This is a genomic window from Calditrichota bacterium (genome assembly GCA_013151735.1).
Classification (GTDB): domain Bacteria; phylum Zhuqueibacterota; class JdFR-76; order JdFR-76; family BMS3Abin05; genus BMS3Abin05.
The window spans coordinates 1-24,948 of record JAADHR010000055.1 but is presented as its reverse complement, the minus strand read 5'-3'; the positions used below and the strand labels follow the sequence as shown (position 1 = coordinate 24,948).

Sequence of the window (24,948 nt, the reverse complement as noted above, 5' to 3'; positions counted from 1 at the left end):
AACAACCGCTGTCAACGGTGCGCAGGCATCCCTTTTGATGCCTGTGCACCTGTAAATGATTTGAGGAGCATTATGAAGCACTTATTCGGCCCCGTTCCCTCACGGCGGCTGGGAGTTTCCCTGGGTATCGATCCCATCCCCAAGAAAGTGTGTTCCCTCGATTGCGTTTATTGTGAAGTCGATAAAACGTCCATGAAAACCCTTGAGCGGGCCGAGTACATTTCCGCCAGGGACATCCTTTCCGAACTGCAGGAGTACCTGTCACATAATCATGTTCCATTGGATTTTATTACATTTTCCGGATCGGGCGAGCCCACCCTGAACAGCCAATTGGGGTACCTCATTCGAGAAATCAAACGCATGACCGACACACCCATTGCCGTGATTACAAATGGAACCCTTCTGTGGCGGCCGGATGTCCGTGAAGATCTGCTTCCGGCTGATTTGGTCATGCCGTCTTTGGATGCCGGCTCCGAGGAGATTTTTAGAAAGGTTAACCATCCGGTCAAGGGCCTTACCCTCAAGCGGGTTCTGGAAGGCCTTGTACAATTTCGTAAAGACTATTCCGGCCCGATCTGGCTGGAAATCCTCATCGTAAAAAATGTCAATGATAAGGAAGAGGAGTACTACCGTCTGGCAGAAGCGGTTCGAAAGATCAATCCGGATCGTGTTCAATTGAATACGGTGGTTCGTCCCCCGGGATTTGGAAGAGCTCAACCGGTAACCAAAGAGGAATTACAAAAACTCCGGCAAATCATTGGCCCAAAGGCGGAAATCATTGCGACCTTTGACCGGGAAACCAATAAGGCGTATCGTGAAAAAATCGAAGAGTCACTGATTACGCTTTTGAAAATCCGTGCCTGTACAATCGAGGAAATGGAGGAATCCCTGGGCATTCACAGGGATGAATTGCTCAAATATCTCGAGCTTCTTCAGGAAGACAGGCGCTTACAAAGAATTCAATTTGAAGGAAAAACGTATTTTAAGATTCCTTCCGAAGCAGAGCTGGTTGATTAAAGGAGCATCCCCATGAAAAAAGTACTGGTGACATCAAGCGAACCAACCCTGGATGGAAAAACAGAAAAGCGTTTCGGCCATTCCAAATATTTCATTTTAATAGATGTGGAAACCATGGATTTTCGGGCGATCCCCAATGCGGTTGACGGCCAAAACCAAATCACACTTGCGGACATCCTTGCGATGAACATTGATGCGATTATTACCGGAAACATTGGGCCGGGATCGTTTGCAGCGTTAAACCGCGCCCATATTCCGGTGTTTGTGGTTCGCAACAAAACCGTAAAAGAGGCCGTCGAACAGCTAAAATCCGGTGAATTAAAGCCCATCGATCAGCCCACCATGAAAAACAGCCCGCATGATGGCGGGGGATTCGGCGTCGGGCATGAGGGGGAGTCTTTCAGAGGCGGCATGGGACCCGGATTGGGTCGGGGTCTGGGACGCGGCATGGGAAGAGGCCGGGGGCTTGGCCGGGGCCTGGGGGGTGGCCGTGGATTGGGCGGGGGAAAAGGTTGGAATAAATAGTGTCTGAACGAAAACAGTCCGTATAATAAACAGTATGATTAGGGAGGTCCAAACCATGTGGACAATTGTATCAATTCTGTTGGGACTTTTACTGTACGTTGTTTACGTAAAATGGAGCCGTTTGTGGAATCTCTTTCTGCGCGGCGGCTGGGTTATCTTAACGTTATATGCCGTTCTCGGTTACTGGTACTTCCGTCATTTTTAAGGAGGAATAATGAGTTCTTTTGCAGATTTATTTTGGTTGCTTTTTATATTTGCCGCTCTGATTCCGCTTTTTCAGAAGCGGGCGCTCGAAGCCGGCCGCATTAAAATGCTCCACAAGCTCGAAAACAAGCGAAAGTCCCGGGTAATCGCTATGATCCATCGTCAGGAAACCATGGCGTTCCTGGGATTCCCCCTGGTAAAATATATTGACATTCACGATTCCGAACAGGTTCTCCGAGCTATTCGTCTGACCCCAAAGGACATGCCCATCGATTTGATCCTTCACACCCCCGGCGGACTCGTTTTGGCCGCCGAGCAAATTGCCAATGCCATCAAGAATCATCCCGCCAAGGTAACGGTTATGGTCCCTCACTATGCCATGTCCGGGGGCACTTTGCTGGCACTGGCAGCCGATGAAATTATCATGGACGAAAGTGCGGTACTGGGGCCCGTTGATCCTCAGCTTGGAGATAAGCCGGCCGCCTCCATCTTGAAATTACTCGAACAAAAAAAATACGACGATATTGACGATGAAACACTTATCCTGGCCGATGTCAGTGAAAAGGCTATGAAACAGATTCGGGACTTTGTGGAAAATCTGCTCATCGATAAAATGGACAAAAAAGCCGCAAAAACCCTGGCCCAAACACTCACGGAAGGGCGCTGGACACACGATTACCCCATTTCGGCAGAAGAAGCCAAAAAATTGGGATTAAACATCTCCACCGACTTGCCGGAAGAGGTTTACGCCCTCATGGATTTGTACCCGCAGCCCGGTCAGCAAAAAACTTCCGTTCAATATATTCCGCTGCCCTACAGACGTCCCGGAAATCCCAATGGCTCCAGTCAACAACAAAAATAGGAGAGCGTATTTGTGATTCCACTAAAAGACACCATTCCGTCCAGACATTTTCCTATTGTTAATTTTTTGATCATCATGGTCAACGTTTGGGCATTTTTCATTGAAGTGTCACTTGGCCCGGCCATACAAAATTTTCTTCAGGTTTACGGATTTGTCCCTGCGCATTTTACCCATCCCGCCGCTTTCGGAATGGACCCGTTTTTCGGGCGCATTATCCCCATTTTTACGGCCATGTTCCTCCACGGGGGGTGGCTGCATATTATCGGAAACATGTGGTTTCTGTGGATTTTCGGGGATAACGTGGAAGACGCCATGGGGCATGGTCGCTATCTGATCTTTTACCTTCTGTGCGGAGTGGCCGCAACGATGACCCAATATGCCGTGAATCCGGCCTCTACCATTCCCAACATCGGGGCAAGCGGAGCCATTGCCGGTGTCATGGCCGCCTATCTGTTAATGTACCCCCGGGCCAAAATTCTGACCCTGCTTATTATCATTATTTTCATCGATATTATTGAGATTCCGGCCTTCATCTTTATTCTTTTTTGGTTTGCCTTGCAGCTGGTGTACGGACTGGTCGCATTGCCGGCCGCTCACATGGCCACAGGCGGGGTTGCCTATTTTGCACACATCGGCGGTTTCGCAACCGGTTTAATCCTGGTCTGGTTTTTCAAAGAAAAGCGGCGTCCCGCATTTGTTGACGAATATTTACCCTGGTAATTTGGAGGAAATTCCATGAAAGACCCATTGGCAAATCTTTTCTGGTTATTATTTATTCTGTCACTCTTAATTCCCTGGTATCAAAAATACCTGATAACCAAAACCCGAATGAATTTTTTAAAAAAGATGGAAAAAAAGCGCGGGTCCCGTGTCATTTCGCTCATCCACCGACAGGAATCCATGAGCTTTATCGGATTTCCGATCATCAAATACATCAGCATTGAGGATTCCGAACAGATTTTGCGGGCGATCCGGCTTACACCCAAGGATATGCCAATCGATCTGATTTTGCACACGCCCGGGGGATTGGTTCTGGCCACGGAACAAATTGCAACGGCCATGCTGAAACATCCGGCAAAGGTGACGGTCATGATTCCCCACTATGCCATGTCAGGCGGTACCCTGCTTGCTCTGGCAGCGGACGAAATCCTAATGGATGAAAACGCCGTCCTCGGGCCGGTTGATCCACAATTGGGACAATCCCCGGCGGCCTCTATTCTAAAGGTCGTCCAGAAAAAATCAACTGAAAAATTGGACGATAAAACGCTTATTTTGGCCGATCAGGCCCGAAAGGCCATGAAACAGGTCAGGGAATTTGTCATGTCCTGCCTTAAAGGCAAAATGCCGGAAGCTAAAGCAAAAGTTCTGGCCCAAACTCTTTCGGAAGGCCGATGGACCCACGATTATCCGATTACCGTGAAAATCGCCCGGGAACTGGGTCTTCCCGTTCGCACCGATCTGCCCCAGGAGGTGTATCAGTTCATGAACCTCTTCCCCCAGTCGGGATTGAACCGTCCGTCGGTTCAATATATTCCTATTCCCTATCACGATCAGACAACGTAGGGCCCAAAAAGGGAGCCGTCGCAAGCACGCTCCCTGTCTTTTTTCATCCCTAATTGGGAGGCATCCTTATGACTACCGATTACGACGTTATTGTGATTGGCTCCGGCGCAGGCGGGTTGGCAGCAGCCGTCCCACTGGCGCAAGCCGGATTAAGGGTACTTGTGTGCGAACAGCACGAAGTCCCCGGGGGCTGGACCCATTCTTTTACACTCAACGGATACCGGTTCAGCCCGGGTGTGCATTACATCGGCGATCTGGAAGCCGACGGGTTTCTGCGCGCCATTTACGAAGGGCTCGGCGTTTCCAAGGATTTGATTTTTTTGGAACTGAATCCGGAAGGCTACGACCACATTTTTTTGGGAAAGGAACGTTTTGATCTGCCCAAAGGAAAAGAAAACCTCATAGAACGATTAAAGTCGCGTTTCCCCCACGACGCAAAGGGGATTGATACCTACTTTGAAACCATTTCCGGGCTCATGAAAAACATCAACCGTCTGGGAAATATTCACGGTCCGGCAGAGGCCCTAAAATCAGCAGGCGGCTTGCTTTCAATCTTTAAATGGAGCCGAAAAACCGGACAGGATTTGATTGACGCACATGTTTCGGATCCCGTATTAAAGGGTGTTCTGTCCGGACAATCGGGCGATCACGGTCTGCCTCCGTCGCGGGTTTCAGCATTCGTTCATGCGGGAATTACCGCGCATTACTTCAATGGGGGATATTATCCAAAGGGCGGGGGTTTTGCCATTCCAAAAGCATTTGTACGGGCACTCACCCAGGCAGGCGGAGAAATCCGGCTCAAATCCCCTGTGGAAAAAATCCTTCTGGAAAACCGCCGCGTCATTGGGGTACGCCTCTCTGACGGAACAGAAATCCGTTCCCGCTTTGTCATCAGCAACGCCGATCCCGAGGTGACTTTCGGCAAAATGGTGGGACGGGAACACATCAGCCCAAAGCTGAGGCGGAAACTGGATCGCGTAACCTATTCAACATCGTCGCTGAGCCTGTTTTTTGCCGTGGACATGGACCTTCGGGCAGCCGGCCTGGACTCGGGAAATTGCTGGTATTATGAAAATGAAAATGTGGATGAGATTTACAAACTGGGATTAACCGATTACGCGTTGAAGGCCGAGATGCCGAAATCTGTTTTTTTGACGGTTACCACATTAAAGGATCCCTCAAAAATGCACCACGGCCATCACACCTGTGAAGCGTTTACGTTTGTCGGCTACGACGCTTTCCAAAAATGGGCCGGAGAAAAATCGGGCGCCCGCTCAAGCGATTATCAGGCCCTGAAGGAAACCCTGGCCCGGCGCATGTTTCGTGCCCTGGACAAACGCATTCCGGGATTAAGTGATCACGTTGTTTTCTGGAACCTGGCCTCACCGCTTACCAATGAATTTTACATCAACAGCACGCGCGGCAGTTTGTACGGGATCGAAAAATCGCCTTCGCAGGTGGGACCGGGATCTTTTCCCATCCGCACGGAGATTGACGGCCTGTTCATGTGTGGTGCCAACACACTCAGTCACGGTGTGGCCGGCGTAACGGCAACCGGACTGGCCGCCGCAAAAAAGATCTTGCACTGCCGCACAAAGGATCTTTTAACACAAAACGGCCCCCCGCTTCGGATTTACCCTTCGGAAGATCCGTCGCAGTGGCCGGAATCCCTGCGCATACGCATTGAAAAAGGGAAGGAGAGGTAGCCTTGAACCGAAAAAAATCACCCTAATAAATTAGGGTGATCGTACAAATTGGCCATTTTGTAACCGCCTCAAAATGATCAATTATACCAAAATCCCTTGTACAATCACCACAATTTATTGTGGTGAAAACCGGAATCCCCAAAAAAACTCCGCTTATTTCTTTAAGTTCTCCAGTAAATAATTTTTAAAAATTTCATAATTATTGGGCAAAACGGCATACTTATTTTTTAAAGAATCATTCTTCAACGATGGAGGAATTTCCGGCTCAAATCCCAGATGGTCCCGAATCACACCCGCAAACTTCCCCGGATGTGCCGTTTCCAGCACAATTTTTGAGATTTTTCGGTGGTGGCCGGATTGATCCTCATATTTTTCAAGGCCTGCGTAGGCAACGGCCCCGTGGGGCTCCAGCAGAATCTTGTCTTGCTTCAAAAGTCTGCGCATTGTCGTAACTGTTTCCGCATCGGAAATGCTGACACTGAAAATAGATTCCCGCATTTTTCGGAGATCCGGAACCCGATACACACGACCGTCTTTATCCACATGCCCCCCGTACAAATCGAAGAGTCTGGCCAGATTACTGGGATGCCCCACATTCATCGAATTCGACAGACATTTCCGGGAATGGGCCAATTTTTTGTACGTTCCCGATTGAAGGAATCTGGGAAAGGCGTCATTTTCATTGGTGGCAATAATAATTTTTTCAACCGGAAGTCCCATTCGGCGCGCCAGTTCACAGCCCATCGCATTGCCAAAATTTCCGGAAGGGATCGAAAATATCACCTTTTCTCCCGGGGAAACACTTCGTGAATAGGCATAAAAATAGTACACCATCTGCGGGAGCAGGCGACCGATATTGATGGAATTCCCGGAGGTCAGGTGAAAGCGGTCCAGCTCGGAATCCTCAAACGCGGCCTTTACCATGGACTGACAATCGTCGAATTTGCCGTCTACGGCCACCGCAAAAACATTTTCATTAATGGACGTAAGCTGAGCCTCCTGCTCCGGACTCACTTCCTGCTTCGGGTACAATATGTACACATCCATCCCGGGAATTCCGTGAAAAGCCCGTCCGATGGCACCTCCCGTATCGCCGGACGTGGCCACAAGGAGATTCAAATGGACCGACGGATCTTTGAAAGCCCCCATCAAACGGGCCAGCATTTGAGCCGCAAAATCTTTAAAAGAGGCCGTAGGGCCCTGATCCAATCTCAGTAAAAAACGATCCTCTCCCATCTTTTCAATGGGAATATCAAATGCGTATGCCTCTGATGTCAGCTGAAAGAGCCGGTCAGATGAAATGTCCCCGTGAAGATATTTTCCCAAAATGAGCGCTGCTATTTCCGGATACGACATGTCCGGCAATCGCCGTAATTCATTCATGGAAACCTGGGGGATACGGCTGGGCATGAACAGGCCCAAATCAGGGGCCTGGCCCATTAATAGGGCCTCTTTAAAGGAAACCTGCCCCCGGGAATGAGACAATGCCTGATTCGTACTGTAATAAACGATACGAGATGCCATGATAGAGACTCCTCTATTGAAAATAAATTTTTTGTGCTGTTTTGAATAAAAAAGGAATTACAACCAGAAAAGAACTACAATGAAACGGATGTAGAGTTGGTAGTGAGGAAATCAGAATAAAGGTGATGACCTTTCCACTGGATTTTTACAATCGGGGGTAAATATGTGAAAATCTCAAATGGCATATTTGGCTGAACTCTTTGTGTTTTAACTGCACTGTCTTTCTTTTTAACCTATCGTCTTCTTTTGGAATTTCTTTAACCTGGATTCTTCATAAATTTTCGCCACGAAGCCCCTAAACCATAAAGGCTATACCAAATAAAATAATTGACTATTTGAAACTCAATTCGTTTTGTCCATCTTTCTGTTTCAATGAATATTCTTTTATCTTTTTGTTTATTCTGCCTTTGTGTTTTCGAGACTTTGTGGCTAATAAATGATTCAGGTTAAAAATTGCATTAAAAATACGGAATTATTTTCCAAAAAGCAAGCCTTTTTTAAAATTTGTTCGTTTTATACGACCAGCGTAAAATCGATGATGTTTTCATCCGGTTTGACCCGTGCCACGCGGACACGAACCTGATCGCCCAAACGAAATGTCGTTCCCGTGTGTTTTCCGATCATGGCGAATTTTTTCTCATCGTGGATGTAATAATCCTCCGGAAGATCCTTGACGTGAACCAATCCTTCCACCAAAGTTTCTTCCAATTCCACAAAAATTCCAAACGGTACCACCCCTGAAATAATTCCCAAATACTCCTCGCCTAATTTATCGGCCATAAACTCGACCTGTTTCATTTTAATTGATTTTCTTTCGGCCTGAAGAGCCCGGATTTCCTGTTCGGAAGCGATTTTGCAAACCTCCGGCAATTTTTCACGAAGGATGGTCTTACGCTCCGGCCGTACCTTTTTCCGGTATTCCTTCAGAAGCCGGTGAACCTCCAGATCCGGATAGCGGCGGATAGGCGATGTAAAATGCGTGTAATGTGAAAATCCCAGCCCAAAATGGCCGACATTTTTGGTTGAGTATTGAGCCTTCATCATTGACCGCAGCATCACATTGTTCACAATGATCTCTTCAGGCGTATCCTCAACCTCTTCCAATAATTTCTGAAGCATTTTCTGATCGACCCGTCCCTTTTTGCCCGGAAACTTGTGTCCCAGCGCTTCCACAAGATTTCGGAAATCGCGGATTTTGTCGGGACTCGGACGTTCGTGAACACGGTAAATGAAAGGAAGAAGCCGTTTTTTTCTCGTTTGAATCAATGCACCAAATGTTCCGTGTAACGCCACTACCTGATTGGCCAGAAGCATAAATTCCTCAACCAATTGGTGACTTTCCAATCGTTCCACTCGTTTCACCTCAATGGGACGGCCATTTTCATCCAAAATGATTTTTGCCTCGGGTGTCTCGAAATCCAGACTTCCCTGAGCGATTCGTTTGCGGCGCAGCTTTTGGCTGAGGTCTCTCATTTTTATCAAGGTTTCCACAAACGGCCCCTTACCGGTGTCAATAATCTTTTGGACTTCCTCGTAGGAAAAACGCCGCTTGCTGCGAATAACGGATTCTTCAATTCGATAATCAACGACCGTTCCCTTTTTGTTGAGAATCATAATCACCGAAAAGGTCAGGCGGTCTTCATTGGGTCGGAGACTGCAAATTGTGTTCGACAGGTGTTCGGGAAGCATGGGTACCACCCGATCAACCAGATAAACGCTGTTCGCACGGCGCAGGGCTTCTTTATCCAGAACAGAATCTTCGGGAACGTAGTAGCTGACATCTGCAATGTGTACCCCAAGCTCGTAAGTCCCATTTTCCATCGTACGCAGGGAAACGGCATCGTCAAAATCTTTGGCATCCTCCGGATCAATCGTGAAAATTTCCTCGTCCCGCAGATCCAGTCGCCGCTCAATCTCAGCAGCCGGGATGTCCTCCGGAATATTTCTGGCAGCCTTGAGCACCTCTTTGGGAAAAGCAACCGGTAAATCGAGTGATTTTACCACAGAAAGCACATCCACGCCCTTTTCATCCGGATAGCCCAGAACCTCCACAATTTTTCCCTCCGGATTCAATTGGGTGTGTTCCCATTCCAGGATTTTCACCACAACCTTTTGCCCCGGTTTGGCACCTTTATCGTGACCCGGAGCGATTAGAATATCCCAGGTAATTTTCAGATCATCCGGTACGACGTAATTAAAATATTTGCCTTCCCGAAATATTCCAACAATGCTGGACTGCCGGCGCTCCAGCACTTCCACTACCTTTCCCTCTGTGTGGAGCACGTTTCGTTTGGGTCGGGCAAAAAGCTGTACAAGAACCCGGTCCCCGTGAATAGCGGTCCCCATATTTCGCTGGCTCACAAACACCTCTGTTTTGCCATCGTCCGAAATAACAAAACCGTATCCCTGAGTTTTTACGCGTAGCTCTCCAACAAAGGTAGACACCTTCTGAGGATAGGTGTAGCCCTTCCCCTTTTCCTTAAGAATTTTTCCTTCTTTTTGCATTTGAGTCAATAAATCCCGGAACCAGGAATAGCTTTCTTTGGGGATTTTTGCGTGTCTGGCAAGTGTTTTTGCTTTGTAATATCGATTTCGGTTGTGCTTAAGAATATCGATAATCTTTTTTTCTACTAATTCTTTGTTCATTTAAAACCTTTTATCTTTGAAATTACTCATACTATTATGTGATTTACAATTTCTATTCTCTGCTTTTGTGTTTTTGTTTCAACAATTTATTATTTCTCAGGACGGGCTTTGCAAATGATAATGCTGCAAATGCCGAACCGGAAATTACTTATCATTTTTGGGAGTACAATTCATTCACTCAACAAATAAAAAAGGACTAATTCAAACGACACATTTTTCTGACCAAACGCAGTTGCTCATACCCGACGTGAACAACACGTATTAATGGTTAGAAATATTGAGAAATACGTCGTTTTTATTAGTCCAAATAATGTAATAAAATATTTTACTCTCACCCTTTTACGATCGTAAAATCACCCTCGTCCAATTTGACGGAAGGATATTCTTTCAATTTTTGAACAAAAATATCGATGATTTCTTTGATTCGCTTTTCGGTTTTCGCTTCAAACCGAAGCACCAAAACGGGCTGTGTGTTGGATGCACGCAGGAGACCCCAGCCGTCTCCAAAAAGCGCACGGACCCCATCGACATCAATCGTTTTGTATTTCGATTTAAAATAGTTCGACAATTCGTCAACGATTTTGAATTTTTCTTCCTCGGCGCATTCTACCCGAATTTCCGGGGTCGAATAATACGACGGAATTTCGTCTGCCAGCTCGGCCATTGTTTTATCCGAATTGGATAGCAATTGAGCCAGCCGAAGGGAGACGTAAATGGCATCATCGAACCCATAATAATCATCCGCGAAAAAGATGTGGCCGGACATTTCGCCCGCCAGAGGCGCCTTATCTTCCTGCAATTTTGATTTCAAAAGAGCGTGCCCGGTTTTCCACATGAGAGGCTTCCCGCCGCTCATTTCAATTTCCTCAACAAGTGCTTGAGAGCACTTTACATCGAAAATAATCTCGGAGCCGGGACGCCGTTTCAGCACCTCTTTTGCGAGAATAGCAAGAAGCCGATCGGCAAAAATCACGCGCCCCGTATTATCGATGACACCCACGCGATCGGAATCGCCGTCGTAACCGATACCGATATCTGCCTTTGTTTCAAGCACCTTTTCACGCAGGGTCTGAATGTATTTCAAAACCGTGGGGTCCGGCAGGTGATTGGGGAAATGCCCATCCGGTTCACAAAAAATACAGGTTACATCGGCACCCAATGCCCGAAAAACCTCCGGAGCGACCAATCCGCCCGTCCCATTTCCCGGGTCCATAATAATTTTTAGTTTACGATTGAGTTTGATTTTACTTTTGAGCATGGACTTGTAATCGTCAAGAACGGAGATTTCCTTGAATGTCCCGCTGCCGGTCTCAAAATCGTTCGCTTCGATAAGCTTTCGCAGCACTTGAATTTCGTCGCCGTAAACGGAACCCAACCCTTTGTTCATTTTTAATCCATTGTATTCAATAGGATTATGACTGCCGGTTACCATAACCCCTCCGTCCAGGCTCAGATGAGGAATCGAAAAATAGAATGCCGGTGTGGGTACCGTTCCAATATCGACAACATCTCCCCCCGTGGAAAGAAGTCCCCTGATGAGTGCCTTTTTCAAACGGTTAGTCGTTAGCCGAACATCCCCGCCGACCGAAAAGGTTTTATAACCCAGGCGTTTCATATGCGTACCGTAGGCTTTTCCAACCAGTTCCGCCACATCCTCTGTAAGATCGGTTTCAACAATACCGCGAATGTCATATTCTCTAAAAATATCCGGATTCATACCGTCCTCCATCTTAGTCAAATTTCTTTTCACCAACCAACACGCGATCAATCCCTGCAAGATCTTTTGTTACATATACATTCTGAAACCCATCTTGTTCCAGGATTTCCAAAACCTTTTCCCACTGTCCCTGGCCGACCTCCAGAAACACCTTACCTCCCGGAGTCAGCATTTCAGCGGCCACCTGAGAAATCCTTCGATGAAACGTCAGTCCATCAGCGCCATCCCGAAGTGCAATATGGGGTTCAAAATTTCGGACTTCCTCAGGCAACGTATAAAACTCCGTTTCGGAAATATACGGAGGATTTGAAACGACTCTGTCAAACCGATTCCCAAGCTTCATAATAAAAGAACCGTCAAACACATCCTCCCGAATAAACCGAATCCGATCGTTCACCCGATTAAGCTCTGCATTTTCTCTGGCTACGTCAATCGCCTCTTGGGAGATGTCTACGGCCACTATCCGGCTTTGGGGGAGATAATGTGCCAAACTAACCGCAATATTCCCCGACCCCGTTCCAATATCCAGAATGGTGATTTCCATGTTTTGAGGTGTATTCTCAAGTACTTGTTCTACAAGGATTTCCGTATCTGGTCGGGGAATTAAAACAGAGGGACTTAGCTTGAACGGAAGTGACATAAATTCCGTTTCCCCCAAAATATATTGCAGGGGTTCGTTGTTAAGCCGTCGTTTAACCGATTCGCGAAAACTGTCCAGCTGGTCTTGTGTCAGAATATTTTCAAACTGAAGATAGAGTTGAACCCGATTCAGACCCAATACCCGGCTGAGCAAACGCTCCGCATTGAGTCGTGCATCCGGGATGCTTTTCTTTTCAAAAAACTGCGTTGTCCATTGAATTAAATCGATCACTCGCCACTTCTTCAGGGCTTGATAACGATTTCCATTCATTTTCTCAGAATTTAGCTCGCCTGTGTTCGTCGTACTCTCCGATAAAAAAATGTTTAATTCCTATTCCCCTATTTTTTTTGAATTTACTTTAAAGACAAAAAAATACAAATGGCGCTGCGTTGATTTTTAAAATCAATTTGTAAAATCAGTAAATTAGACCTTTTTTAAAGTAAATTTGTTAACATAATAAAATATTATTTTCTTCTTAAAAAGTAAAGATTATTTTGGTAATTTCAAATTTGTTAGTAAAATTCATTCTTTATTTATCCCGCCTTCTTCAGTTTTTCCGTCTGGTCGGCAATTTGAAGGGGTTCGATAACCTCATCCAGATTTCCGTCCAGAATTTGATCCAACTTATAAAGTGTCAGTCCGATCCGGTGATCGGTCAGCCGATTTTGCGGGAAATTATAGGTACGAATCTTGGCACTGCGATCACCCGTGCTAACCATCGCCCGCCGCTGCTCCGTTACTTTGGCTGTTTCTTCTTCCTGCTTTTTGGCCAGTAAACGCGACCGCAGGATTTTCAGAGCTTTTGCCTTATTTTTATGCTGTGATTTTTCATCCTGACACGAGACCACCAGTCCTGTGGGAATATGCGTAATCCGCACGGCCGAATCCGTAGTGTTAACGCTTTGCCCGCCGGGGCCGGAGGAACGAAACACGTCCACCCGGATTTCCCTTGGGTCGATGGCGATATCCACATCCTCTGCTTCCGGCAAAACGGCCACCGATGCCGCCGATGTGTGCACGCGGCCGCTGGCTTCTGTAGCCGGAACGCGCTGTACGCGGTGAACTCCCCCCTCGTATTTCATCCGGCTGTACACATCATCGCCTGAAATGGAAAAAATAATTTCCTTAAATCCTCCGATTTCCTGAGGATGGGAATCCATAATTTCCAGTTTCCAGCCTTTTCGTTCCGCGTAACGGGAGTACATCCGAAATAAATCGCCCGCGAAAAGCCCTGCTTCTTCACCGCCGGTTCCCGCACGGATCTCCACGATGACGTTTTTCTCGTCCATCGGGTCCTTTGGAATTAAGAGGCGTTTGATCTCTTCCTCAAGAACGGCCTTTTGTTCTTCCAGTTCATCGATTTCAGCCCGAGCAATCTCCAGGAGGTCTTCATCATTTGAATTTTTCAGGATTTCCTGATCGTCCTCTATCTGTTCTGCGATCTTTTTGTAGGCCGCATATTTTTCAACAATGGGCTGAAGATTGCGATATTCCTTGTTTAGCGCCTGATATTTTTTCATATCCGAAACGACATCCGGCTCAGAAAGTTCCTTGCCAATTTCATCAAAACGATCCATAATCGATTTTATCTTTTCAATCATAAAGAGCCACCTTCCAGAATGTATTCCTTTTTAGACTCATTGGGCTCCAGCGCCGCCTTCAATGCAGCAAAGGCCACTTCCAATTGTGACCCATCAGGTTCTTTTGTTGTAATCCGTTGAAGCCACAGTCCGGGAGCAACCAAAGCAGCGCCGATTCTGTTCTTGTAACCCTTTCCGGACAGACGAATAAGCTCATACGAGATCCCGCCGATAACCGGAACAAAAAGCAGGCGGATGAAGCGGTCGATTATCGTGTCCGGACGACCCAGGAACATAAAAACAAGGATACTTACCAGCATAACAATCAGCAGAAAACTGGTTCCGCACCGTGGGTGATGGGTTGTAAAGGATTTTGTATTTTCAACGGTCAGGGGCAGTCCATTTTCATAGGTAAAGATGCTTTTGTGTTCCGCTCCGTGGTATTCAAAAATACGGCGGATGTCCTTCATCCATGCAATAAGCATCAGGTAACCGAGGAAGAACAGCAGGCGAATACCCCCGTCGGTCAGATTAAACCAGATTCCCGAACGAATGCCCAGAGCATCTGTGAGCATCAAGGGCGCATAAAAGAATACAAGCAATCCCAAAAGAAGCGAAACCACCAGAAGAAGCGCTGTACGAAAGGCTGACATGCCTGATTTCTTCTGTCCGTTTTTCTTTTTGCCCTTTTTAGCGTCTTCCTCTTCCATGGCCACGTCTCCAGAAAATGTAAGGGTCTTGATTCCCCAATAAAGAGATTCAATCAAGACAATGCCACCCCGGATAATCGGCAGTCCCCAAAACTTGTTTCGAGCTGTCCACGATGTATAGGGCTCACTGCGCACAAGGATTTTTCCGTTTGGTTTTCTGACAGCTACCGAAACGGAATGGGGCGAACGCATCATGACCCCCTCAATGACAGCCTGCCCACCCACTGGGAGTAAGTCCTTATTTTCTTTCACGGTTACCTCGTTTTGAAAAACACAAAAAAACGGAATACATGCCAAAAGCATCGTATTCCGTCCTGCAATAATGTCTGGTTGTAAAGCTAATTTTTATCAGAATCAGCTTCTCGTTGTAACTTGTATTTTCGATAAAATTTCTCAACACGTCCGGCTGTATCAACTAACTTTTGTTTTCCTGAGAAAAACGGGTGACAAACAGAACAAATATCAACCTTAATTTCATCTTTATTTATGGTAGAGCGGGTTTGAAAGGTATTTCCGCACGCACACTTTACCGTTACAACATGATATTTAGGATGAATACCAGCTTTCAAGGGTGACCCTCCTTCTCTATCAATGCCTAATTTAGATCTTTATTAAGACAACAAATTTAATATATTTTTCTTCCAATTGCAAGTAATATTTCAAAAAGGCTCAGAAAATCCCGCAGACCAACATGTATTCCGCATTTTTAAATGCCCGGTGTTCCGGAAGTGCCGGGCATCTCCTCAAGAAACCATTCTATTGCAGAATTAGCCGCTCATGGATTCCAGGAACTCCTTGTTTGTTTTGGTACGGCTCATTCTCTGGAGCAAAAATTCCATGGCTTCGACCGCGGTAAATTCGCTCAGGAATTTGCGCAAAATCCACACGCGGTTCAATTCCCAATCGGACAGCAAGAGTTCTTCTTTACGTGTTCCCGAACGATTGATATCAATTGCCGGGAAAATACGCCGATCGGCCAGATCGCGGCTCAGGACCAATTCCATATTGCCCGTACCCTTAAACTCTTCAAAAATGACTTCATCCATTCGGCTTCCGGTATCAATAAGTGCCGTGGCAATAATGGTCAGGCTCCCGCCTTCTTCAATATTCCGGGCCGCACCAAAAAACCGCTTGGGCCACTGCAATGCATGGGCATCCACACCACCTGAGAGGATTTTGCCACTGTGAGGAACGACCGTGTTGTTGGCTCTGGCCAGACGCGTTAAGCTGTCGAGCAGAATCACAACATCGTGTCCGAATTCAACCAGGCGCTTGGATTTCTCCAGCACCATTTCCGCCACATGAATGTGGCGATCGGCAGGTTCGTCAAATGTGGAGCTTATGACTTCCCCATCGACGGAACGCTTCATATCGGTTACTTCTTCCGGACGTTCGTCAATCAGAAGAACAATCAAATGTACTTCCGGGTGATTTGTGGTAATGGCATTTGCAATGCGCTGCAGCAACGTGGTTTTACCGGTTTTGGGTTGAGCCACAATCATTCCGCGCTGCCCTTTGCCAACCGGAGTTAAAATATCCATGATTCGGGTCGAGTATTCTGAAGGTTTGAATTCCAGCTGCAAGCGCTCTTCAGGATAAAGAGGGGTTAAATTATCAAAGATGATCTTTTCTTTTGCTTTTTCGGGCTCTTCAAAGTTAATGGCTTCCACCTTCAAGAGAGCAAAAAAGCGCTCATTTTCTTTCGGGGGCCGAATCTGCCCCGAAACGATGTCTCCGGTTCGCATGCTAAAGCGCTTTATTTGTGACGGGGAGACATAAATATCATCCGGGCCGGGGAGATAATTATAATCGGCCGATCGCAAGAAACCATAGCCATCGGGAAGCACTTCCAGAACACCCTCGGCAAAAATCAGCCCTTCCTTTTTCGTCTGTTCTTCCAGTATCCTGAAAATCAATTGCTGTTTCGATAGACTCGCGAAATCAGGAATATTTAAGTCCTGTGCCAGTTTGGTTAGATCAGGAATCTTCATCGATTTTAATTCTGCAATTTCCATAAAACAACCTTTCCTTTTTTCTATTTTGATTTAAATTTATTTGTTTAATGAAGACAAGCGATGATTTTTTATTGAAGACCGTTAAGAACAATGGCTGCAATAGTCACTCATTGCTGGAAACACCACCGGTCCGGACACGCATTTGCTCATCCGTAAAATTGAGTCTATCTTTTTGCACCTACACCGAAAAAAAGCCAAATTGATAAGCGTTTTGCCGATTATTTGACAGAATTTAGACCCACATAGTCTGCATTTTAATAGCGCATAGGTAGTGGAAATCTCATAACAATGCAGATAGCTAATTGCCCTCAGACAAACCAGGCAATTATGATTAAATGCCGGATATTAAATTGGGATAAATTCTTTCGACAGATATGCTTTGGGAATTAGAAATTGTCAACGATTAATGGCTATCTATGTTATCGGAATTTTCAACAAAAAGATTAGCACCACCCCAGCACACCTTTCACCCAAAGAAACTTCCTCTTAAAATGCAAATCCCTAAAACATTCCAGAATAAATTTTCATATTAGCTTGATTTTTTAATACAATACGAGGCATTTTGTGGAATTTTGTATGTAAACGAAATCGGTGCGAAATTGTTCCCAATTAATTTCGAATGGGTTGAGATTTCTTTATTGGCGGTATTTTAAATAATTGTCTCCTCTGTATCTTTATTAAAAAAATGGACCTTATCCATATCAAAAATGAGGGTTGTTTCGGTTCCCGAGGGAGGAATTGAATCCGTTTCTATTCGGGCAATAAAATTATTCAAGCCGGTTGTTAGGTACAAATACATTTCACTCCCCATTGGTTCAACCACTTCAATGGTTGCTTTAACGGTTGCCTTTTCCTTTACATTATACGCCGTATGCTCATCGTGAATATCTTCCGGTCGAATCCCAAAGACGACCGTTTTCCCCACAAACGGTTTCAGTACATCGGCATATTTTTCCGGAACAGAAATCGTGAATCGCCCCTCATCAATTACAATAGTCCCGTTTTTTCGAAGTGTTACCTCCATAAAATTCATGGCCGGGCTTCCAATAAATCCCGCAACAAATTTGTTTTGAGGATGATTGTAAAGATTTAACGGTGTGTCTATCTGCTGAACCTTTCCGTCTTTGAGCACAACAATTCGATCTCCCATGGTCATGGCTTCGATCTGGTCGTGCGTCACATAAATCATTGTGGCTTCCAGGCGGTCGTGCAATTTAATAATCTCCGTTCGCATTTGAACACGAAGCTTGGCATCCAGATTGGAAAGGGGTTCGTCAAATAAGAATACCTTGGGTTTTCGAACAATGGCCCGCCCCACAGCCACGCGTTGACGTTGTCCGCCGGAAAGGGCCTTCGGCTTTCGATCCAAAAAGTCCTTGATACCCAATATTTCCGCCGCCTCCATCACCCGATTTTTAATTTCCTGCTTGGGATATTTCCGCAGCTTGAGTCCGAATGCCATGTTGTCGTAAACCGTCATGTGGGGATACAGGGCATAATTCTGGAAAACCATGGCAATATCGCGATCCTTCGGCGGAACATCGTTCACCACTTTGCCGTCAATCAGAATTTCCCCCTTCGATACCTCTTCCAGACCGGCGATCATCCGAAGGGTGGTCGATTTCCCACAACCGGAGGGCCCCACGAGAACAATGAACTCTTTATCATTTACTTTAAATGTAACATCATCAACGGCAACTACATTTTTGTCAAATATTTTATAGACATGATTTAGTACAACTTCGGCCATCGGATCCTCGTTTTACTATTTGGTGAATGGAGGTTGGTTCAAACGTCCTAAAAATAAAGATTTTTTTTGAATTTGTCAAGTTTTTTTCTTGAATCCCACAATCAATTTTGCCGATTTGGTCCCCACACCGATAAAAAGAAACCCTTTTGTCCAAACGTTACCCATTTGGTTCGGGAAATGTGGCGCCCAATGGGCCCTTCTCAAATCGGTCAATACGAGTTTTCAGGGCACCCTTTCCCTTTGAAGAATTCTTCTCCTTTCCGCTTGCCGTTCACGACGCGGAACCTGGGTGAAAACCGCATCTTTGTCCTTCCACAGAAATAATAACCGTTCCTCGCACGATAACTAGAGTTTCCGCAATTCCAACAAAGCATCGCTGACGGTGTAATTCGAGCCCGTAATGACCAGAATATCCTCCTTCGAAAAACGCTTAAAGAAATCAGCCAATCCATTTTTAATTGTTCCCCTGTCCCGCGCGGGGACTCCCTTTTTCCGAAACACCTCGGCCAGCATTTCAGACCTGAGGGCGCGGGGGTTATTGGGTTGAACGGCAATGGCTTCACGCGTTTTAGGAAGAAGCTCATCTACCATCGCCTCGAAATTTTTATCAGCCAGAACCCCCATCATCAAAATAAATGTTTGTCCAGGGAAAACATGGTCAAATGTACGAACCAGCTGTTTCAAACCGTTTGGGTTGTGAGCAATATCCAAAATAAGGGTCGGGCGATTCCAATAAATTTCAAATCGCCCCGGCCAATAGGTCTTTCCAAGGCCGTCCAGAATATGCGATCTGGAAACGGCGGTTCCTTGATCATTCAGCAGTTCTGCGGTTCGAACGGCTGCGATGGCATTACAAATCTGGTGAATCCCGTGAAGCGGCATATGAACGGATTTGTATTCTTGTTCGGGTGTTTGAATGCGAAATGAGGTCCCTTGCAAAGATATTTTTACGTCTGCATAACGGCATTCCTCCACAACGGGATGCAAGGGGCTGTGTCGCTCGGCGCAAATGGTTTCAAATACTTCAATTGCATCCGCATGGTGAGCAGACGTTACCACCGGTGTATTTTCCTTAATAATGCCTGCTTTCTCGCGGGCAATATCCCGAATGTTTCCCCCCAGCGTACCTGTGTGATCCAAATCGATTTCCGTAATAACCGACACCATGGGATGCAGCACATTGGTCGCATCCAGACGCCCGCCAAGCCCGGTTTCAACCACGGCAATATCCACGTTTTTATCAGCAAAATAGGCAAAGGCAATGGCAGTCATTACCTCAAAAAAGGTACAGTGATAGGTTTCAATGGTGGAGAGAAGCTGATTCAAATACAATTGTACAGCATCAATCGGTATCCAGCGGTTATTTACACGAATGCGTTCCTGAAATGAAACAAGATGCGGCGACACATACAACCCCGTGGTCCATCCGGCCGTTTGCAGAATGGAAGCAATCATCGCGCCGGTGGAACCCTTCCCATTGGTTCCGGCAATGTGAACCGCCCTGAATTTCCGCTGGGGATGCTGCAACGCCGCCAGGAGCCGAAAGATGTTTTCTAATCCCAAACGAACGCCAAACCGCCGCAAACTAAACAGGTAACGCGTCAGGGCATCACCGGATAAATCGTGGGTTACGGGCACCTGATTTCTACCTCGCGCGCGTGAAATAGATTCGATCCTTCCACTCCCGATCGTGAAGTTCTCCGTCGAAGGTAGAATGAATCAGGGTGTAAATTCCCATGCCATCCAGATCAGAAAAGACACACACACGGCCACCCAATTTGTAATAATGCCAGATTTCATACGGTTTGTAATCCAGCTCATAGCGATGCCGCTCGATTTCATCCGGCGGGCCGTAAAGAATCAGAATTCTGCCCCGATCCGTTTGCCAGCCCTTCAATTTGTGGCCCCCGTAATGCCGGTTGGCGTAATTCAGCCGTTTGTAAAACTCCTGCTGAAACTCATTTATTTGGGTGGCGGGATTCGGGTCTCTGGATTTCCAGAAATTCGCCAGAAATTGAATCTTGCCTTCACGTGACAACTTCTTCAACATTCGTTTTTGTTCCGGATTCAAAAGATATTGTATCTGACGAATGGTTTGTTCCAGCTTCGCATCCGAAATTTCGGCAGGGGCTTCAGACCGGCGTGCTTCTGCCTGGCGCAGAATTTTTTCCGTGAGATTTTCAATCCGAAACGACCGGGTTTGGGTACGGATTTCACCCGAATTCAAATCACGAACGGCGAATTTGAGAGTGTAGGTACCGCTCGGAAACCCAATCACATTAAATCCGCGAACATCAATGGCGGTACGGCCCGGTTTACTGAGCGTATCGGAAAAAAGCGTTTCAAACACGGCATCACTGGAATCCAAAACAGCGTAAGAAACCGCGTAACGTCCTTTCGCGGGAGTAGAACTCAGGTTGTAAATCTCTGCGTAACTGTAGAGCACCGGCAGGTGGGTACCATATAACCGCAGGGGATTTGGAATGATTTGAAAATTATTTTTGTAGAATTGCGTCCGGGTTGTATCCGAAATAACACGGGCGGCCAATTGCAATTCACTAATACTGAGCCCGGATGTTTTGAAATCCGGCACATGCAGCGGCATTTTTCGGTGCCCTTCCCGGCCTGAGGCGTAATCCTTCGCGGTTACATCGAGCCAATAATTTCCCGGCTTTAAAAGAACAGCGAAATTTTGAAAGAGAGATTGTCTGCGGAATTTCTCCGGAAGTGAATCCAGAACTACCGGACGCGTTGCCCGCAGTGAATCCACAAAATTCCCTGAGGCATCTGTAATTTCCCCCAAAAACTGGATGACGGCCAGATATTTTGCCTCTTTTTGAATAAATTTGAGCTGACCCATCGTACATGTCAGATAGATTTCTTCGTAGGTTTTCCGGTCTGCTTTTAGGTCGTTGAAACCGGCGGCATCCACATAAAAGCGAACATCGCCGGTGGATGGCACGGGAATTTGCGCATTGACCGGAAAAAAGCCCGCTTGAAGAAAACAGGCCGCACCCGTAAAAAAGGCCAAAAGACGACTGATTTTTTTGATCATGGTTCTTGCATTTGATTTTGGAGTTTCAAAAAACAGAGCCGTGAGGGTTACTTTTACTGTAAATATAAAGGTATTCGCCTGAAAATTCAACAAGAAAGTCACTATTCACTTTAATAAAAAATAAAAAAGGCTGGTCTTATCAACCAGCCTTTTCAGAGACACCGCCAACCGGAAACCGGCTAAACATCGTAATAGAGATCGAACTCAACGGGCGTCGGGTAAAGCTTTGCCGGTTGAATTTCATTCTCGCGTTTGTACGCTATCCACGTTTCGATGACGTCTTCCGTAAACACATCGCCTTTCAACAAAAAGTCGTAGTCACTTTCCAGTGCATTGAGCGCTTCTTCCAGACTGCCCGGAGTGGTGGGAATATTCGAGAGCTCTTCCGGGGGCAGATCGTAGATATTTTTATCAATGGGGTCGCCGGGGTCGATTTTGTTCAGTATTCCATCCAAACCCGCCATCAACATGGCAGAAAATGCAAAATAGGGGTTCGTGGACGGATCCGGGAAACGAACCTCAATGCGCTTTGTCTTGGGACTTGACGAGTACATCGGGATACGAATGGATGCACTTCGATTCCGCTGGGAATAGGCCAGATTGACGGGCGCTTCGAATCCGGGAACCAGACGTTTGTAGGAATTGACCGTTGGATTCGTAATGGCGGTCAAAGCTTTTGCATGTTTGAGAATGCCACCGATGTAGTACAAGCCCATTTCACTGAGCCCCGCATATTCTGTTCCGGCAAAAAGGGGCTTTCCGTTTTTCCACAAGCTCTGGTGAACGTGCATCCCGCTACCGTTATCATTGTAAAGCGGTTTGGGCATAAATGTGACGGACTTGTTGTTTCGAAGAGCCACATTTTTCACGATGTACTTGTAGAGCATGAGCGAATCGGCCATTTTTATGAGGTGATCGAACCGAAGATCGATTTCGCACTGCCCGCCTGTGGCCACTTCGTGATGATGATATTCTACATTCAAGCCGCATTCCTGCATGACCATCACCATTTCTGCCCGAATATCATTGAGTGCATCCAGGGGTGGTACCGGAAAATACCCACCCTTGTAGGGAGGCTTGTGCCCAAGATTCGGTGCCTCGTCCGCTCCGGAATTCCAGCGGCCCTCTTTGGAATCCACAAAATAGAAGGCTGAATTCTGGGTGAGTTCAAACTGAACATTATCGAAAATAAAGAACTCGGCTTCCGGGCCAAAGAAGGCCGTGTCGGCAATTCCCGTGGATTTCAGGTAGTCCTCCGCTTTTTGCGCGATATTTCGGGGACAGCGGGAATACTTTTCTTTCGTAAGCGGGTTGACCACATCACAAATCAGACTGAGGGTTGCGGGTTCCATAAACGGATCGATAAAAGCTGTATCAGGGTCCGGGATAACCAGCATGTCGCTTTCATTAATTCCCTGCCAGCCTCGAATACTGGAGCCGTCGAATCCGGCGCCCTCCTCGAACAAGGCTTCATCCATCATGGAAACCGGCATCGAAAAATGCTGCCATTGCCCCGGGAAATCCTGAAACTTGAGATCCACCATCTTGATCTCATGCTCCTTGACAAGCTTTTTGATTGCTTCATACGTCTGACTCATTTTTTCTCCTCCTCAATTTTGGTTTTTTGGAATGATATGAACGTGCAGGATAACTCTTTTCCCCAATCCGTCAGCCGACAAAACTTATTGTCACAATTCGCATTATTCGGGATTTCTGATACACATATTTTTACAGATGTTCGAATAAAAGAGCCTAAAACGAAAAAGACCCTCAAATTTAGAGGGTCTTTTCCTGAGAGATAAAATTATGGCTGAAAAATAAGCTATAATGCATCCTTTCCAGATTCTCCCGTACGGATCCGAATGACTTCCTCTACATCAGAAATAAATATTTTCCCGTCGCCAATTTGCCCGGTGCGAGCGGCTTTCATAATCGCCTCAACCACTCGATCCACATCCTTTTCCTGTAAGGCAATTTCAATTTTAATTTTTGGCAAAAAATCAATTCGATATTCACTGCCCCGGTACAATTCGGTGTGTCCCCTCTGCCGTCCAAAACCCCGAACCTCAGATATGGTCATCCCCTTAATCCCCATTTCAAGCAGGGCGTCTTTTACATCATCTAATTTGAATGGCTTAATTATGACATCCAGCTTTTTCATAAAGTTCTATGGTTTTGGTTTTTGGGGTTCCGTTTTTTTCTGCTCTTTTTTCTTCTTGCCTTCCAACAATTCACGCAGTTTCTGAAGCTCCGTTTCGGCTTTTCGGCGTTCTGCCTTTATTCTTTCTAACTCTTTTTCAGCGGCTTCCGTTTCCTTTTGTTCCCGAACAATTTGTTCAAACAATTCCCGTCGGCTGGCGGCCTTTTTCATTAAGATGTCTCGTTCGCTTTCTTTGCGAATCGAGGTCGGTAAAATAAATACCTGAACTGCCAGATTAACCCGCCAATCGGGCCAGGTACTGGGAAGTGTCATGGGCAAACGAGACACAAACCCATATTGTGTTTCATCCTTGTCCGGTGTCATCCGCAAATCGGCGGCAAAATCAATGTTGAGCCACCGAAGCATTTTATAACGGACACCCGGCGTAAAGTAAAGATAATTTTCCCGGGAATACGCCGTTACCGGTGGTTTTTGCAAGAAGGCATTTCCGTTCAATTCCAGAGTAATATCCCATTTATCAAACGGATAGCGTACGCCAAACCCGTAGGTCAATTCACTAGAAATACTTTTTGCAGAAACCGTGTCTCTGGGATTATCGGTCAATTTATCCCCCGCGTCGTTGTGAAACAGATAACCCAAATTAAAATGCAGACTGTAATTATCTTCGGGATAACTGACATCTTTAAAGTAGCTCATCAGTCCCGTGAATCCGGCTTCAGGAGTCCCTGCTGAATACGGTTCATAGATGATATTATGCGTTTTGGCCGTAGGAATGCGGGTAAATGCCTGAACCCCAAATTTGAGCGGGCTCTCGGGATCTCCCAAGGAACCAATTTTGAGCTTTAAGAACAAATCATCCGGGATATTGTAACCCGGCTTCCCCTGATTCGTATCCTGATATAATATTGGGAAAAGCTGCAATTCCATCCGATCATTGAGTCCGTAGTTCAGAGCAAACGAACCCTGAACATCCCAATAGGTTGTAGCTGTAGTTGCAGTTTGTCCCAATTTGCCAAAAAATCGGCTGTGAAAATAAGCATTTAAATATCCCTTGCCGAGTGCTTTTGCCGAGTGAACATAGATTAAACCATCGCCTCCTGACTGTTCCTGGGCAAAAGCGGACCCAAAGGATACAATTAAAAACGAAACGAAAACAATCCCGATGACCTTTTTCATTTTGGGGCTCCTCCTTAAGCCAATACAATAGATTTCCTAATTCATTTTCCTTCTATACCTTTATCGGGATTAACACTAAAAAATTTTAGTCTTTTTT

General features: G+C 46.2%; 20 protein-coding genes and 1 pseudogene. 7 read left to right on the top strand and 14 right to left on the bottom strand.

What is annotated here, in order from left to right; all coding sequences use genetic code 11:
* The first annotated feature begins 72 nt into the window (after positions 1-72).
* The 7 genes and pseudogenes from GXO76_03620 (at position 73) to GXO76_03590 (ending at position 5,877) form a co-directional block, all read left to right on the top strand.
* Positions 73-1,017 carry a radical SAM protein gene (locus GXO76_03620; protein NOY76942.1) on the top strand — a complete coding sequence of 315 codons (945 nt, stop codon included), beginning with the start codon at positions 73-75 and terminating at the stop codon, positions 1,015-1,017.
* 405 nt (positions 1,018-1,422) lie between these two features.
* Positions 1,423-1,542, top strand: a pseudogene (locus tag GXO76_03615) (dinitrogenase iron-molybdenum cofactor).
* 55 nt (positions 1,543-1,597) lie between these two features.
* Entirely contained in the window at positions 1,598-1,747 is a 150-nt protein-coding gene (locus GXO76_03610; protein ID NOY76941.1) for a hypothetical protein, read from the top strand.
* A 9-nt stretch (positions 1,748-1,756) separates the two neighbouring features.
* Positions 1,757-2,608, top strand: coding sequence for a hypothetical protein (locus GXO76_03605; protein NOY76940.1), 852 nt, complete (start codon positions 1,757-1,759; stop codon positions 2,606-2,608).
* Positions 2,609-2,620: 12 nt separating this feature from the next.
* Positions 2,621-3,328 carry a rhomboid family intramembrane serine protease gene (locus tag GXO76_03600; GenBank protein ID NOY76939.1) on the top strand — a complete coding sequence of 236 codons (708 nt, stop codon included), beginning with the start codon at positions 2,621-2,623 and terminating at the stop codon, positions 3,326-3,328.
* Positions 3,329-3,343: 15 nt separating this feature from the next.
* A complete protein-coding gene (locus GXO76_03595; protein ID NOY76938.1) occupies positions 3,344-4,171 on the top strand; it encodes a hypothetical protein in 828 nt (275 codons plus the stop codon).
* Positions 4,172-4,239: 68 nt separating this feature from the next.
* Entirely contained in the window at positions 4,240-5,877 is a 1,638-nt protein-coding gene (locus tag GXO76_03590; GenBank protein NOY76937.1) for an NAD(P)/FAD-dependent oxidoreductase, read from the top strand.
* 153 nt (positions 5,878-6,030) lie between these two features.
* Here the strand turns inward: GXO76_03590 and thrC are convergent, their stop codons facing one another.
* From thrC to GXO76_03520, 14 genes are all read right to left on the bottom strand, one after another.
* Positions 6,031-7,401 carry a threonine synthase gene (gene thrC, locus GXO76_03585; GenBank protein ID NOY76936.1) on the bottom strand — a complete coding sequence of 457 codons (1,371 nt, stop codon included), beginning with the start codon at positions 7,399-7,401 and terminating at the stop codon, positions 6,031-6,033.
* 513 nt (positions 7,402-7,914) lie between these two features.
* Positions 7,915-10,047 (bottom strand): ribonuclease R, encoded by a 2,133-nt coding sequence (rnr, locus tag GXO76_03580; GenBank protein NOY76935.1) that lies wholly within the window; start codon positions 10,045-10,047, stop codon positions 7,915-7,917.
* Between the two features lie 331 nt (positions 10,048-10,378).
* Positions 10,379-11,764: a phosphomannomutase/phosphoglucomutase gene (locus tag GXO76_03575; protein ID NOY76934.1), complete on the bottom strand. Its 1,386-nt coding sequence runs from the start codon at positions 11,762-11,764 to the stop codon at positions 10,379-10,381.
* Positions 11,765-11,777: 13 nt separating this feature from the next.
* Complete coding sequence (gene prmC, locus GXO76_03570) at positions 11,778-12,674, bottom strand: peptide chain release factor N(5)-glutamine methyltransferase (protein NOY76933.1); 897 nt, start codon at positions 12,672-12,674, stop codon at positions 11,778-11,780.
* Between the two features lie 263 nt (positions 12,675-12,937).
* Positions 12,938-14,005, bottom strand: coding sequence for a peptide chain release factor 1 (gene prfA / locus GXO76_03565; GenBank protein NOY76932.1), 1,068 nt, complete (start codon positions 14,003-14,005; stop codon positions 12,938-12,940).
* Entirely contained in the window at positions 14,002-14,997 is a 996-nt protein-coding gene (locus GXO76_03560) for a DUF1385 domain-containing protein (protein NOY76931.1), read from the bottom strand. Before GXO76_03560 ends, prfA begins: the two co-directional genes overlap by 4 nt.
* A gap of 35 nt (positions 14,998-15,032) precedes the next feature.
* On the bottom strand, positions 15,033-15,263 hold the full coding sequence (gene rpmE / locus GXO76_03555; GenBank protein NOY76930.1) for a 50S ribosomal protein L31: 231 nt from the start codon (positions 15,261-15,263) through the stop codon (positions 15,033-15,035).
* A gap of 198 nt (positions 15,264-15,461) precedes the next feature.
* Positions 15,462-16,709 (bottom strand): transcription termination factor Rho, encoded by a 1,248-nt coding sequence (locus tag GXO76_03550; protein ID NOY76929.1) that lies wholly within the window; start codon positions 16,707-16,709, stop codon positions 15,462-15,464.
* A 649-nt stretch (positions 16,710-17,358) separates the two neighbouring features.
* Positions 17,359-18,459, bottom strand: a complete 1,101-nt coding sequence (gene ugpC / locus GXO76_03545; protein NOY76928.1) for a sn-glycerol-3-phosphate ABC transporter ATP-binding protein UgpC — start codon at positions 18,457-18,459, stop codon at positions 17,359-17,361.
* Between the two features lie 345 nt (positions 18,460-18,804).
* On the bottom strand, positions 18,805-20,097 hold the full coding sequence (locus tag GXO76_03540; protein ID NOY76927.1) for a bifunctional folylpolyglutamate synthase/dihydrofolate synthase: 1,293 nt from the start codon (positions 20,095-20,097) through the stop codon (positions 18,805-18,807).
* A 7-nt stretch (positions 20,098-20,104) separates the two neighbouring features.
* On the bottom strand, positions 20,105-21,514 hold the full coding sequence (locus tag GXO76_03535; protein ID NOY76926.1) for a GWxTD domain-containing protein: 1,410 nt from the start codon (positions 21,512-21,514) through the stop codon (positions 20,105-20,107).
* A 179-nt stretch (positions 21,515-21,693) separates the two neighbouring features.
* Positions 21,694-23,112, bottom strand: a complete 1,419-nt coding sequence (glnA, locus tag GXO76_03530) for a type I glutamate--ammonia ligase (protein NOY76925.1) — start codon at positions 23,110-23,112, stop codon at positions 21,694-21,696.
* Positions 23,113-23,336: 224 nt separating this feature from the next.
* Complete coding sequence (locus GXO76_03525; protein ID NOY76924.1) at positions 23,337-23,675, bottom strand: P-II family nitrogen regulator; 339 nt, start codon at positions 23,673-23,675, stop codon at positions 23,337-23,339.
* A gap of 6 nt (positions 23,676-23,681) precedes the next feature.
* Complete coding sequence (locus GXO76_03520) at positions 23,682-24,851, bottom strand: hypothetical protein (protein ID NOY76923.1); 1,170 nt, start codon at positions 24,849-24,851, stop codon at positions 23,682-23,684.
* Positions 24,852-24,948 lie beyond the last annotated feature (97 nt).

What these genes read in the sequence shown, in the direction of transcription:
- GXO76_03620 (NOY76942.1), top strand. Translation starts at nt 73, where the DNA reads ATGAAGCACTTATTCGGCCCCGTTCCCTCACGGCGGCTGGGAGTTTCC.
- GXO76_03610 (NOY76941.1), top strand. Translation starts at nt 1,598, where the DNA reads ATGTGGACAATTGTATCAATTCTGTTGGGACTTTTACTGTACGTTGTT.
- GXO76_03605 (NOY76940.1), top strand. Translation starts at nt 1,757, where the DNA reads ATGAGTTCTTTTGCAGATTTATTTTGGTTGCTTTTTATATTTGCCGCT.
- GXO76_03595 (NOY76938.1), top strand. Translation starts at nt 3,344, where the DNA reads ATGAAAGACCCATTGGCAAATCTTTTCTGGTTATTATTTATTCTGTCA.
- GXO76_03590 (NOY76937.1), top strand. Translation starts at nt 4,240, where the DNA reads ATGACTACCGATTACGACGTTATTGTGATTGGCTCCGGCGCAGGCGGG.
- thrC (NOY76936.1), bottom strand. Translation starts at nt 7,401, where the DNA reads ATGGCATCTCGTATCGTTTATTACAGTACGAATCAGGCATTGTCTCAT.
- rnr (NOY76935.1), bottom strand. Translation starts at nt 10,047, where the DNA reads ATGAACAAAGAATTAGTAGAAAAAAAGATTATCGATATTCTTAAGCAC.
- GXO76_03575 (NOY76934.1), bottom strand. Translation starts at nt 11,764, where the DNA reads ATGAATCCGGATATTTTTAGAGAATATGACATTCGCGGTATTGTTGAA.
- prmC (NOY76933.1), bottom strand. Translation starts at nt 12,674, where the DNA reads ATGAATGGAAATCGTTATCAAGCCCTGAAGAAGTGGCGAGTGATCGAT.
- prfA (NOY76932.1), bottom strand. Translation starts at nt 14,005, where the DNA reads ATGATTGAAAAGATAAAATCGATTATGGATCGTTTTGATGAAATTGGC.
- GXO76_03560 (NOY76931.1), bottom strand. Translation starts at nt 14,997, where the DNA reads ATGCTTTTGGCATGTATTCCGTTTTTTTGTGTTTTTCAAAACGAGGTA.
- GXO76_03550 (NOY76929.1), bottom strand. Translation starts at nt 16,709, where the DNA reads ATGGAAATTGCAGAATTAAAATCGATGAAGATTCCTGATCTAACCAAA.
- ugpC (NOY76928.1), bottom strand. Translation starts at nt 18,459, where the DNA reads ATGGCCGAAGTTGTACTAAATCATGTCTATAAAATATTTGACAAAAAT.
- GXO76_03535 (NOY76926.1), bottom strand. Translation starts at nt 21,514, where the DNA reads ATGATCAAAAAAATCAGTCGTCTTTTGGCCTTTTTTACGGGTGCGGCC.
- glnA (NOY76925.1), bottom strand. Translation starts at nt 23,112, where the DNA reads ATGAGTCAGACGTATGAAGCAATCAAAAAGCTTGTCAAGGAGCATGAG.
- GXO76_03525 (NOY76924.1), bottom strand. Translation starts at nt 23,675, where the DNA reads ATGAAAAAGCTGGATGTCATAATTAAGCCATTCAAATTAGATGATGTA.
- GXO76_03520 (NOY76923.1), bottom strand. Translation starts at nt 24,851, where the DNA reads ATGAAAAAGGTCATCGGGATTGTTTTCGTTTCGTTTTTAATTGTATCC.